This is a genomic window from Nitrosomonas cryotolerans ATCC 49181 (genome assembly GCF_900143275.1).
Taxonomy (GTDB): domain Bacteria; phylum Pseudomonadota; class Gammaproteobacteria; order Burkholderiales; family Nitrosomonadaceae; genus Nitrosomonas; species Nitrosomonas cryotolerans.
On record NZ_FSRO01000001.1, the window covers coordinates 1,254,826 to 1,267,288 of the forward strand.

Annotated in this window: 16 protein-coding genes; all 16 read left to right on the forward strand. The window is 41.2% G+C overall.

All coding sequences use genetic code 11. The features are described from left to right. Positions 1-172 precede the first annotated feature (172 nt). Complete coding sequence (gene argF, locus BUQ89_RS05530; RefSeq protein WP_028461328.1) at positions 173-1,099, forward strand: ornithine carbamoyltransferase; 927 nt, start codon at positions 173-175, stop codon at positions 1,097-1,099. Positions 1,100-1,168: 69 nt separating this feature from the next. Next, positions 1,169-2,389 (forward strand): argininosuccinate synthase, encoded by a 1,221-nt coding sequence (locus tag BUQ89_RS05535; protein WP_028461327.1) that lies wholly within the window; start codon positions 1,169-1,171, stop codon positions 2,387-2,389. 113 nt (positions 2,390-2,502) lie between these two features. Then, on the forward strand, positions 2,503-2,988 hold the full coding sequence (locus BUQ89_RS05540) for a YajQ family cyclic di-GMP-binding protein (protein ID WP_028461326.1): 486 nt from the start codon (positions 2,503-2,505) through the stop codon (positions 2,986-2,988). A gap of 244 nt (positions 2,989-3,232) precedes the next feature. Beyond that, positions 3,233-3,610, forward strand: a complete 378-nt coding sequence (gene rpsL, locus BUQ89_RS05545; RefSeq protein WP_028461325.1) for a 30S ribosomal protein S12 — start codon at positions 3,233-3,235, stop codon at positions 3,608-3,610. A gap of 67 nt (positions 3,611-3,677) precedes the next feature. Next, positions 3,678-4,148 (forward strand): 30S ribosomal protein S7, encoded by a 471-nt coding sequence (gene rpsG / locus BUQ89_RS05550; protein ID WP_028461324.1) that lies wholly within the window; start codon positions 3,678-3,680, stop codon positions 4,146-4,148. Positions 4,149-4,253: 105 nt separating this feature from the next. Next, on the forward strand, positions 4,254-6,344 hold the full coding sequence (gene fusA, locus BUQ89_RS05555; protein WP_028461323.1) for an elongation factor G: 2,091 nt from the start codon (positions 4,254-4,256) through the stop codon (positions 6,342-6,344). 26 nt (positions 6,345-6,370) lie between these two features. Next, a complete protein-coding gene (tuf, locus tag BUQ89_RS05560; protein ID WP_028461322.1) occupies positions 6,371-7,561 on the forward strand; it encodes an elongation factor Tu in 1,191 nt (396 codons plus the stop codon). 80 nt (positions 7,562-7,641) lie between these two features. Next, entirely contained in the window at positions 7,642-7,950 is a 309-nt protein-coding gene (gene rpsJ, locus BUQ89_RS05565) for a 30S ribosomal protein S10 (protein WP_028461321.1), read from the forward strand. A 123-nt stretch (positions 7,951-8,073) separates the two neighbouring features. Then, a complete protein-coding gene (gene rplC / locus BUQ89_RS05570) occupies positions 8,074-8,757 on the forward strand; it encodes a 50S ribosomal protein L3 (protein ID WP_036572930.1) in 684 nt (227 codons plus the stop codon). Then, positions 8,757-9,377 (forward strand): 50S ribosomal protein L4, encoded by a 621-nt coding sequence (gene rplD, locus BUQ89_RS05575; protein ID WP_028461320.1) that lies wholly within the window; start codon positions 8,757-8,759, stop codon positions 9,375-9,377. Before rplC ends, rplD begins: the two co-directional genes overlap by 1 nt. Then, on the forward strand, positions 9,374-9,709 hold the full coding sequence (rplW, locus tag BUQ89_RS05580) for a 50S ribosomal protein L23 (protein WP_028461319.1): 336 nt from the start codon (positions 9,374-9,376) through the stop codon (positions 9,707-9,709). The genes rplD and rplW overlap by 4 nt, the downstream gene beginning before the upstream one ends. Next, a complete protein-coding gene (rplB, locus tag BUQ89_RS05585; protein WP_028461318.1) occupies positions 9,709-10,542 on the forward strand; it encodes a 50S ribosomal protein L2 in 834 nt (277 codons plus the stop codon). Before rplW ends, rplB begins: the two co-directional genes overlap by 1 nt. A gap of 7 nt (positions 10,543-10,549) precedes the next feature. Next, the gene (rpsS, locus tag BUQ89_RS05590) at positions 10,550-10,834 is read left to right on the forward strand and encodes a 30S ribosomal protein S19 (RefSeq protein WP_028461317.1); all 285 of its coding nucleotides are present in this window, start codon (positions 10,550-10,552) and stop codon (positions 10,832-10,834) included. An 11-nt stretch (positions 10,835-10,845) separates the two neighbouring features. Next, positions 10,846-11,175, forward strand: a complete 330-nt coding sequence (rplV, locus tag BUQ89_RS05595; RefSeq protein WP_028461316.1) for a 50S ribosomal protein L22 — start codon at positions 10,846-10,848, stop codon at positions 11,173-11,175. Positions 11,176-11,209: 34 nt separating this feature from the next. Beyond that, positions 11,210-11,905, forward strand: a complete 696-nt coding sequence (rpsC, locus tag BUQ89_RS05600; protein WP_028461315.1) for a 30S ribosomal protein S3 — start codon at positions 11,210-11,212, stop codon at positions 11,903-11,905. A 140-nt stretch (positions 11,906-12,045) separates the two neighbouring features. Next, complete coding sequence (gene rplP / locus BUQ89_RS05605) at positions 12,046-12,462, forward strand: 50S ribosomal protein L16 (protein WP_028461314.1); 417 nt, start codon at positions 12,046-12,048, stop codon at positions 12,460-12,462. Position 12,463 lies beyond the last annotated feature (1 nt).

Consider the following 12,463-nt stretch of genomic DNA (forward strand, 5'->3'; position numbering starts at 1 on the left):
GCAGGTAGTAAATACTGTAAAGCCAGTCGGTTTTTCAGTATATATCCGGAGACTTTTGCAAAAACCCTCGCCAGAAGTTTTCGACTATTGATTGTAAAGAGTTAATTTTTCAACTATTGGGGTTTTGCAAAGGTCTCATCCGTTCTATTGTTTTCATTGGCTTAGCTTATATATGGAATTAAAGCACTTTTTGCAGTTTAATGATTTTTGTCGTGAAGAATACGAGTATGTGTTTGAGCGTGCTCGTTGGATTAAGCAGGAATTCAAGCAGTACCGGCGATACTGGCCGCTGGCTGATCGAACATTAGCCATGATTTTTGATAAAAACTCTACGCGTACACGATTATCATTTGAAGCAGGTATGCATCAGCTTGGCGGTACGGCTATCTATCTTTCAACGCGAGATACCCAGTTAGGGCGTGGCGAGCCGGTTGAAGATGCTGCGCGAGTAATTTCGCGCATGGTTGATATCATAATGATTCGTACTTATGAGCATGACATTATCAGACGTTTCGCTGAGAATTCGTGTGTACCTATTATTAACGGGCTGACAGATGAATATCATCCTTGTCAGATTATGAGTGATATTTTTACTTTTATTGAACAAAGAGGCAGTATTGCGGGTAAAACAGTTGCATGGATTGGTGATTCGAATAACATGTGCAATACTTGGCTGCAAGCCGCTGAGATATTTAATTTTAAGATGCACGTTTCTACCCCACCCGGTTATGAAATCGAGCCGGAGCGTGTCGGACTGAACGGCACCGGCCATTTTGAGGAATTTGCTTGTCCATTAAATGCGGTGAAAGATGTGGATCTCGTTACAACCGATGTTTGGACCAGCATGGGTTTTGAGGCGGAGACTGAGGCACGGAAAGATGATTTTGCTAATTTTTGCGTAGATTCTGAAATGATGTCTTTTGCTAAGAAGGATGCTTTGTTTATGCATTGTTTGCCTGCTCACCGTGGAGAAGAGGTTTCTGCAGAGGTTATTGATGGTCCGCAATCTATTGTATGGGAAGAGGCTGAGAATCGGTTGCATACGCAGAAAGCTTTGATGGAATATTTGTTACTAGGAAAGATTCGGATAGAAAGTTAGGATAATTAATGTGAATAAAGATTCATTTGGCTGGAACCTGGTTGGATAATATTGGCTAATAAGAAGAGTATGGATAAAATTAAAAAAGTAGTCTTGGCTTTTTCAGGGGGATTAGATACCTCAGTAATTCTGAAGTGGTTACAGGATACTTATCAATGCGAAATTGTGACATTTACCGCTGATATTGGTCAAGGGGAAGAGGTTGAGCCGGCCCGTGTAAAAGCGAAGCAGCTTGGTGTGAAGGAAATTTACATTGAAGATTTGCGTGAAGAATTTGTGCGCGATTTTGTGTTTCCTATGTTTCGTGCTAATGCTATTTATGAGGGCGAATACTTGCTGGGCACCAGTATAGCGCGCCCGTTGATAGCAAAACGACAGATTGAAATTGTAAAAGAAACCGAAGCTGATGCCGTTTCACATGGTGCAACTGGTAAGGGTAATGATCAGGTACGCTTTGAATTAGGCTATTACGCGTTAAAGCCTGATATCTGTGTCATTGCGCCATGGCGGGAATGGGATTTAACATCTCGAGAAAAATTGGTGCAATATGCGGAGCGGCATGGTATTCCGGTGGAGATGAAGAAGAAAACAGGTTCGCCTTATAGTATGGATGCGAATTTGCTACATATTTCCTATGAAGGTCGGATGTTAGAAGATCCTGCAAAGGAGCCCGAAGAATCCATGTGGCGTTGGAGTGTTTCGCCTGAGAATGCGCCTGATAAGGCGGAATATCTTGATCTGGAATACCAGCGAGGTGATGTTGTTGCACTTAATGGTGAAAAATTATCTCCGGCGAATGTGCTTGCAAAACTGAATCAGTTGGGTGGAAAGCATGGGATCGGCCGTTTGGATTTAGTTGAAAATCGCTATGTTGGCATGAAATCTAGAGGATGTTACGAGACGCCGGGTGGTGCTATTTTACTGCGCGCTCATCGTGCCATTGAATCTATTACGCTGGATCGCGAAGTGGCGCATTTGAAAGATGAGTTGATGCCACGTTATGCGACTTTAATTTATAATGGCTACTGGTGGAGTCCGGAGCGTGAACTGATGCAGACTATGATTGATGCTTCGCAAGTTAATGTGAATGGGTGGGTAAGAGTTAAGTTATATAAAGGAAATATTATCGTTGTGGGTCGAGAGTCACAAACTCATTCTCTGTTTAATGCTGATATTGCTACGTTTGAAGAAGATAAAGGTGCGTATAATCAGGTAGATGCGGTAGGTTTTATTAAGCTAAATGCATTACGAATGCGAATTGCCGCGGGGATTGCAGAAAAAAACAAATAAGCAGGTTGGTTAGATTTTAATGAGTTTTGTTTTTGTAATAGGACCTATGTTGCTGGGTATGTCGCTATTTCGAGAAGGCTTTGGTGTTTGTTGTTGAATTAAAGGGAATTGTCATGCCGTCGTTTGATATTACTTCTGAAGTTGATAAACAGGAAGTCCGGAATGCAATTGAGCAGGTTAACAAAGAAGTTAATACTCGATTTGATTTTAAGGGATCGGATGCGCGCGTAGAGCAAACGGATTATAATCTCACGGTTTATGCTGATGATGAATTCAAGCTCGAGCAGATAATGGATATTCTTCGAACAAAGCTCACCAGAAGAGCAGTGGATGTGCGTTGTTTGGACAAAGGGCAAGTAGGGAAGATAAGTGGAAATAAGGTTAAGCAGTTAGTAACGGTAAAGACGGGTATTGAGACCGAGTTAGCAAAAAAAATTGTCAGACTGATTAAAGACAGTAAATTGAAGGTCCAGGCAAGTATACAAGGTGATGTAGTCCGTATTACAGGGGCGAAGAAAGATGTGTTGCAGGAAACAATAAATTTAGTCAAGAAATCAGTTCTAGAATTTCCGTTGCAATATCAAAATTTTAGAGACTAATATGAATGTATTGGTTTTATTGATTAGATGAATTGTAGTAATATAGATTATAGATTTAATCTATTGAAGGCTTGACACAGGAGAATAAACCCCATAGAATCCGCTCTCTTTTTATCGTACCTGTCGAGTGATTTGATAGGGTAGGAATTGCTAATATAAAGTTAGTAATCAGGATATTATAAGCAGAGTGAATAAAATACAATATGGACGGCTATAAGCCGTCTCAGTTTTTTAGGAAACAGAAATGCCGACAATTAGTCAGTTAGTCCGCAAGCCCCGTACTGCAAAGAGACTCAAGAGTAATGTTCCTGCGCTAGAAAATAGTCCGCAGAAAAGAGGCGTTTGCACAAGAGTTTATACAACAACGCCAAAAAAGCCTAACTCAGCGCTGCGAAAAGTGGCGAGGGTACGTTTAACAAATGGATATGAGGTATCAACTTATATCGGTGGCGAAGGTCATAATTTGCAGGAGCATTCTGTAGTACTAATTCGTGGAGGTCGTGTAAAGGACCTGCCGGGTGTGCGTTATCATACGGTGCGGGGAAGTCTGGATACTGCGGGTGTGAAGGATCGGAAGCAGGGACGGTCGAAATATGGTTCTAAAAAACCGAAGACTGCGTAGTCTTTTGAATTAAAATAGTTTATACAGTTTTTGTGTAATAGATAGATAAAATTAACGAGGTCAAGGAATGCCAAGACGCAGAGAAGTACCGAAACGTGAAATATTGCCAGATCCAAAATACCATAATATAGAGCTGGCAAAATTCGTTAACGTGCTCATGACGCGTGGTAAAAAATCAGTGGCGGAGAGAATTATATACGGCGCTATGGATGCTATTGAGAAGAAAACGGGGAAAGATCCGTTAGAAGTATTTACTCAGGCGCTATCGAATGTCCGGCCAATGGTGGAAGTCAAAAGTCGTAGAGTAGGTGGCGCAAATTACCAGGTTCCAGTTGAGGTGAGGTCTGTGCGACGTAACGCCTTAGCGATGCGGTGGCTTCGTGACGCAGCTAGAAAAAGAAGTGAAAAGTCCATGGATGTGCGGTTAGCAGGAGAACTTTCTGAAGCATCGGAAGGCCGTGGCGGTGCTGTGAAGAAACGAGAGGAAATTCATCGGATGGCGGAATCAAATAAAGCATTCTCGCACTATCGATTTTAATTTGACTTAAAATAAGTCAAAATATTGAATTATACTAATAACAGATAATTGTAGAACCGAAATACCCTATTAAGGTTAAGGGTATAAACTTAAGGCAATAATACCGTGGCAAGAAAAACTCCCATTGAGCGCTATCGAAACATCGGAATTATGGCGCATATCGACGCTGGTAAAACAACAACGACAGAGCGCGTTCTATTTTATACTGGTGTGTCTCATAAAATTGGCGAAGTGCATGACGGCGCTGCTACAATGGATTGGATGGAACAGGAACAGGAAAGAGGTATCACTATTACCTCGGCGGCAACGACATGTTTCTGGAAAGGGATGGACGGTAGTTATCCCGAGCATCGAGTTAATATCATTGATACACCCGGACACGTGGATTTTACCATTGAGGTAGAAAGGTCCTTGCGTGTGTTGGATGGTGCCTGTACGGTATTTTGTGCGGTGGGTGGAGTTCAGCCTCAGACCGAAACAGTTTGGCGTCAAGCAAATAAATATAAAGTGCCCCGACTGGCTTTCGTAAATAAAATGGATAGATCGGGTGCGAATTTTATGCGTGTTTATGAGCAAATAAAAACACGTTTAAAAGCAACACCGGTGCCCATTCAGCTGCCAATTGGAGCAGAAGACAAATTCGAAGGTGTAATCGATCTGGTTAAGATGAGGTCTATATACTGGGATGAAGCTAGCCGCGGTTTGAAATATGAAGAGCGTGAAATTGCTCCTGAGATGCTTGAGGAAGCAAAAGAATGGCATGAAAAAATGCTCGAATCTGCTGCAGAAGCAAATGAAGATTTAATGAATAGATATCTTGAAAGCGGTGAATTGAGCGTTTCAGATATTAAGAAAGGATTGCGAATTCGTACAGTTAATAATGAAATTATTCCTATGCTATGTGGTACGGCATTCAAGAATAAAGGCGTTCAAGCGATGTTGGATGCCGTTCTTGATTATTTGCCATCGCCCGTAGACATTCTTGCTATTGAAGGAGAAAAGGAAAATGGAGAGGCAGATAAGCGTCATGCTACGGATGATGAGCCTTTCTCAGGTTTGGCATTTAAAATTGCAACAGATCCTTATGTAGGGCAATTGATATTTTTCAGAGTTTACTCTGGAGTTGTGGCATCTGGCGACACTATTTATAACCCTGTTAAGGGTCGTAAAGAACGGATAGGTCGCCTGTTGCAAATGCATGCTAATCAACGCGAAGAAGTTAAAGAAGTACGGGCTGGGGATATAGCGGCAGCGGTAGGGCTAAAAGAAGCAGTAACAGGTGATACGTTATGTGATCCGCAAGCAATTATCACATTAGAGCGTATGGAATTTCCGGATCCTGTTATTCATGTAGCAGTAGAGCCAAAAACTAAAATTGACCAAGAGAAAATGGGCATAGCATTGAATCGACTGGCACAGGAAGATCCGTCGTTTCGAGTGCGCACAGATGAAGAGTCAGGCCAAACGATTATTTCCGGTATGGGTGAGTTGCATCTGGAGATAATTGTAGATCGTATGAAGCGAGAGTTTGGTGTTGAGGCAAACGTTGGTGCACCACAGGTTGCTTATCGAGAAGCTATTAAAAAGCCAATTGAGATAGAAGGTAAATTTGTTAAGCAATCTGGTGGACGTGGTCAATATGGTCATGTGTGGCTTAAGATGGAGCCGAATGAGTCTGGAAAAGGATTTGAGTTCGTTGATGCGATTAAAGGTGGTGTCGTGCCACGAGAATATATACCGGCAGTTGAGAAAGGACTGCGTGAAACATTGCCTAATGGTGTGTTGGCTGGATATCCAGTAGTGGATGTTAAGGTCACTTTGTTCGATGGTTCATATCACGATGTTGATTCCAATGAAAATGCTTTTAAGATGGCTGCATCGATAGCATTTAAGGATGGAATGAGAAAGGCAAGCCCTGTACTGCTTGAGCCTATGATGGCCGTAGAGGTCGAATCGCCCGCAGATTTTATGGGTAATGTGGTAGGTGATTTGTCATCACGTCGTGGAATGATACAAGGTATGGATGATTTGCCTGGCTTAAAGGTGATACGTGCTGAAGTTCCGCTAGCTGAAATGTTTGGTTATGCCACAGCATTACGTTCTGCTACACAGGGTCGTGCAACATATACAATGGAATTCAAGCACTATGCTGAAGCACCAAAGAGTGTTGCGGAAGCAATCATGAATAAAAAATAATTGTTTGGAGTGTAAAGGGATAAGTCATGGCAAAAAGCAAATTTGAGCGGAAAAAGCCGCACGTTAATGTAGGCACTATAGGTCATGTGGATCATGGTAAAACTACGCTAACTGCAGCGATTACAACGATATTAACAAAACGATTTGGTGGTGAAGCGAAAAGTTACGCGCAAATTGATTCAGCTCCTGAAGAACGTTCACGTGGGATTACTATCAATACTTCGCATGTGGAATATGAAACAGATAATCGCCATTATGCGCATGTAGACTGTCCAGGTCATGCTGATTATGTTAAAAACATGATTACAGGTGCGGCACAGATGGATGGAGCCATATTAGTAGTATCGGCTGCTGATGGGCCAATGCCGCAAACACGTGAGCATATATTGTTGGCTCGCCAAGTCGGAGTGCCCTATATTATTGTTTACATGAATAAAGCGGATATGGTTGATGATGCCGAGTTATTAGAGTTAGTAGAGATGGAAATACGTGAACTACTGTCTAAATATGATTTTCCCGGTGATGATACGCCAATTATTGTAGGCTCAGCATTAAAGGCTCTTGAAGGAGATCAAACTGAAATCGGTGAGCCGTCTATATTGAAATTAGCAGAGGCATTGGATAGTTATATACCGGATCCTGAGCGTGCAATCGATGGGGCATTTATTATGCCGGTAGAAGATGTTTTTTCAATTTCTGGACGTGGAACGGTTGTAACAGGACGTGTCGAACGTGGCATTGTTAAAGTTGGTGAAGAAATAGAAATCGTTGGATTGAGGCCTACATTAAAAACAGTGTGCACCGGTGTGGAAATGTTCCGAAAGCTGTTGGATCAGGGGCAGGCGGGTGATAATGTTGGAGTATTGTTGCGCGGAACCAAGCGCGAAGAAGTCGAGCGAGGTCAGGTTTTAGCCAAGCCGGGTAGTATTTCTCCGCATACTAAGTTTACGGCTGAGATCTATGTGCTTAGTAAGGAAGAGGGAGGGCGACATACCCCGTTTTTTCCAGGCTATCGCCCTCAGTTCTATTTTCGCACTACGGATGTCACTGGTGCAATTGAATTGCCATCTGGAACCGAAATGGTAATGCCGGGCGATAATGTTTCTGTAACGGTAAACCTGATAGCGCCGATTGCAATGGAAGATGGTTTGCGTTTCGCGATCCGTGAAGGTGGTAGGACGGTAGGTGCGGGTGTGGTTGCAAAGGTTATTGAATAACATAAATAGAATAGCAGCGAATATTCTATATTTAGGCTGATATCACTATATCGCAAGCTCTTAAAACTGAGGTTTAGAATATGCAAAACCAAAAAATTAGAATTCGCCTTAAGGCTTTCGATTATCGATTGATAGATAAGTCTGCATTGGAGATTGTTGAAACCGCAAAACGAACTGGTGCTGTTGTAAAGGGCCCTGTTCCGTTGCCGACGCGTATCGAACGCTTTGATATTTTACGTTCTCCTCATGTTAATAAAACGTCTAGAGATCAGTTTGAAATACGTACACATCTTCGTTTGATGGATATTATCGATCCAACAGATAAAACGGTTGATGCATTGATGAAATTAGATCTACCTGCAGGTGTGGATGTTGAAATAAAACTATAACCTTGTTTTATATTGGCCGGATTGGATCTGGCCGAAATTACTGAGGTTAAATATCTGATTAACTCGCCATATACGGCATATTGTCGATCAATTGAAATCGACACCTTTATAAAAGGGAAAAAAATGAGTTTAGGATTAATCGGTCGAAAGATCGGTATGACCCGAATTTTCTCGGAAAATGGCGAGAGTCTGCCGGTAACGGTTCTTGACGTGTCGCATAATTACATCAGCCAAATAAAAAAACCTGAAACTGATGGGTATTTTGCAGTTCAAGTATCATTTGGGAAAAGACGTGCAAGTAGAGTAAGTAAATCAGAAGCGGGACATTTTGCAAAAGCTGGTCTTGAAGCAGGAAGCAGGCTAAGAGAATTTCGAGTTGTATCTGAAGAATTGGATAACTATCAATCTGGTAATGCCATTGAAATTAGTATTTTTGAGATAGGGCAAAAAATAGATGTAACGGGCACTACTATCGGAAAGGGTTATGCTGGTACGATTAAGCGCCATCATTTTTCTTCTAATCGTGCGAGTCATGGTAATTCAAAAGCGCATAGAAAACCGGGTTCAATCGGTATGGCTCAGGATCCTGGTCGCGTTTTTCCAGGAAAGCGGATGTCGGGGCGCTTAGGTGGTGTGCGTCGGACTACTCAAAACCTTGAAATATTAAGAATTGATGTTGAACGTAGTCTGTTGCTGGTAAAGGGTGCAATTCCTGGTTCTAAGGGTAATGAAGTATTGATACGCCCAAGTATTAAGCATGCTCAGTTAGCGATTGAAGAAAAAAATGGTAAGAAGGTGAATGCATAATGGAACTGAAGCTTGTTAGTGAAAAAGAGCAAGCAGTGGGCAGTATTTCTGTTTCAGATGCTTTGTTTGGACGGGAATATAATGAAGCGCTTGTTCATCAGGTAATTAGATCATACTTGGCTAATGCCAGAAGTGCTAATCGTGCGCAAAAAGGACGATCTGATATTTCGAAATCCAAACGGAAGCCATGGCGTCAGAAGGGAACAGGTCGGGCGCGTGTTGGTGCTGCATCCAGCCCGATCTGGCGCGGCGGTGGAAAAGTGTTTCCGAATAGTCCTGATGAGAATTTTAGTCAAAAAATAAATCGAAAAATGTATCGTGCTGGTATTTGCGTTATATTGTCTCAATTAGCTCGTGAGAACCGTATTTCGATAGTCGATACAATCACTGTAGATGAACCAAAGACAAAAATATTTTCTGCGAAATTAAAGAATCTCGATCTTGATGAAGTCATGATCATTTCTAATGAAATTAATGAAAACTTGTATCTGTCATCTCGCAATATACCTAAGGTATTGATTGTTGAAGTGAAGCATGCTGATCCTGTTAGCCTTCTCAGATATAAGAAAGTTCTAATAACTACAGAAGGACTTAAAAAATTTGAGGAGTTTCTGATATGAAAAACGCGATAAATAATCAAGAGCGTTTATTACAAATAATTCTTGCTCCTCAAATATCGGAAAAAGCGACACATATTGGTGAAAAAAATAAACAGTCGGTTTTTCGTGTTGCTCATGATGCAACAAAAATAGAGATTAAAGCTGCAATTGAGTTATTGTGGAAAGAACAAAAAATCAATGTGGATAGTGTTCAGGTTTTAAACGTAAAAGGTAAGAAAAAACGTTTTGGCCGCCATATGGGACAACGCAGTGGTTGGAAAAAAGCTTTTGTAAGTTTAAAAGATGGTAAAGAAATTAATTATACAGAATTTTCAACGGGGGAGGATAAGTAATGGCACTTGTTAAATTAAGGCCAACATCTCCTGGACGCCGTTCTGTTGTTAGGCTTGTTAATAAGGAGCTATATAAGGGGGCGCCTTATAGTAAGCTTTTAGAGAAACAATCAAAAACAGCTGGCCGTAATCATAATGGTCATATAACGACGAGACATAGAGGCGGTGGCCATAAGCAGCATTATAGGCATATTGATTTTCGCAGAAATAAAGATAATGTAATCGCCAGAATTGAGCGGATTGAATATGATCCTAATAGAAGTGCCAATTTAGCATTGGTTTGCTATTCTGATGGTGAACGTCGTTACATAATTGCACCTAAAGGTGTATCGGTTGGAATGCAACTGAGTAGTGGACCTGGTGTGCAAATTAAAACGGGTAATGCTTTGCCGTTAAGAAATATTCCTATTGGTACTACAATTCATTGTGTTGAACTGTTGCCGGGTAAAGGCGCCCAACTTGCAAGGTCTGCTGGTACATCGGTACAATTGCAGGCAAAGGATGGAAATTATTCACAAATAAAGTTACGTTCCGGTGAAATAAGAAAAATTCATCTTGATTGTCGTGCTACTATAGGCGAAGTTGGTAATGAAGAACATAGTCTAAGATCAATTGGAAAAGCTGGTGCGCAACGTTGGAGAGGTATTCGTCCAACTGTTCGTGGTGTAGCAATGAATCCTGTCGATCATCCACATGGTGGCGGTGAGGGTAAAACGGCTGCCGGTAGGCATCCAGTAAGTCCTTGGGGAACGCCAGCTAAAGGATATAGAACTCGCTCAAATAAGCGTACTGATGTGATGATTGTTCGTCGTCGTTATTCTAAGAAGGGATGATAGTTAAATGGCTCGTTCTGTAAAAAAAGGACCATTTGTAGATCTGCATTTAATAGATAAAATTGAAGCAGCTCGTGCTACCAATGATAAGAGACCAATTAAGACATGGTCTAGAAGGTCTACTATAATACCTGATTTCATTGGACTTACAATTGCAGTGCATAATGGTAAGCAGCATATTCCGGTATATGTAACAGAGAATATGGTTGGGCATAAATTTGGAGAGTTTTCAAATACGAGAACTTTCAAAGGTCATGCGGGGGATAAAAAAGCCGTTGGATCTAAAAGATAGGAATTAGCATAATGCAAACAACTGCAATATTACGTGGTGTTAGGTTATCTAATCAAAAAGGACGTCTTGTGGCAAACCAGATTAGAGGGATGCCGGTTGACAAGGCTCTGAATTTGTTAGCTTTTAGCCCAAAGAAGGGGGCGGCTATCATTAAGAAACTGCTTGAGTCAGCAATAGCAAATGCAGAGCATAATGATGGTGCGGATATTGATGAGCTTAAAGTATTATCCATTTATGTTGATCGTGGCACTTTCATGATGCGGACAAGCCCGCGCGCAAAAGGACGCGGGAATCGTATTGCTAAGCCTACCTGTCATATATCGCTTACTGTAGCTGATTAAGATGATCCTACTTAATAAAACAAACTAAGATATTATGGGACAAAAAATACATCCAACTGGATTTCGTCTATCCGTTCACAGAAATTGGTCTTCTAGATGGTATGCGAATAGCGCTACATTTTCAGACATGCTTAATGAAGATATCAAGGTACGTGCATATCTTTCAAGTAAATTGAAACACGCATCGGTGGGTAGGGTTTTGATTGAGCGCCCATCAAAAAATGCACGCATTACAATATTTACTTCACGTCCTGGTGTGGTTATTGGGAAAAAAGGTGAAGATATTGAAGTTTTGCGTTCAGAGTTGCAAAAAAGAATGGGGGTTCCTGTTCATGTTAATATTGAAGAAATTAGAAAGCCAGAAATAGATGCGCAGCTTATTGCAGACAATATAGCGCAGCAACTTGAAAAAAGAATTATGTTTCGACGTGCGATGAAGCGTGCCATGCAGAATGCGATGCGGCTGGGTGCTCAAGGCATAAAAATCATGAGTTCAGGTAGGCTAAATGGTATAGAGATTGCTCGTACAGAATGGTATCGTGAAGGAAGAGTCCCCTTGCATACGTTGCGAGCTGATTTGGATTATGGTACATCCGAAGCGAGAACAACCTATGGCATAATTGGCATTAAGGTTTGGATTTTTAAAGGTGAGCTTTTGGGTAAATCTGATCAAGCTAATGCTAATATATCAAGCCCACCATTTCCTGCTGATTCAAATAAGAAAAATTAGATTTTGGGATTTCCACTTTTTATCTATAGTCAATCTTTCAAATGGACTTAATGGATAAGGGTTTCTATTTCAATTTAGTATATATAAATAGAATTTTTTAACTTTCTGTTAGTGGAAAGGTATAGAGCTAGGAGATAATGATGTTGCAACCAGCTAGAACAAAATATCGAAAGCAACAAAAAGGACGTAACACAGGAGTTGCAACTCGCGGTGCTAAGGTTAGTTTTGGTGAATTTGGTTTAAAAGCAGTTGGGCGTGGACGTATAACTGCGCGTCAAATTGAATCTGCAAGACGCGCAATGACGCGCCATATTAAAAGAGGCGGCCGAATTTGGATCAGAATATTCCCTGATAAGCCGATATCACATAAACCAGCTGAGGTAAGAATGGGTAAAGGTAAGGGAAATCCTGAATACTTTGTAGCTGAAATTCAGCCTGGGAAAATGTTGTATGAAATGGATGGTGTTAATGAAGAGCTTGCTAGGCAGGCATTTAGATTGGCTGCATCGAAATTACCTATTCAAACAACATTTGTTATACGACAGATTGGTGGTTAAT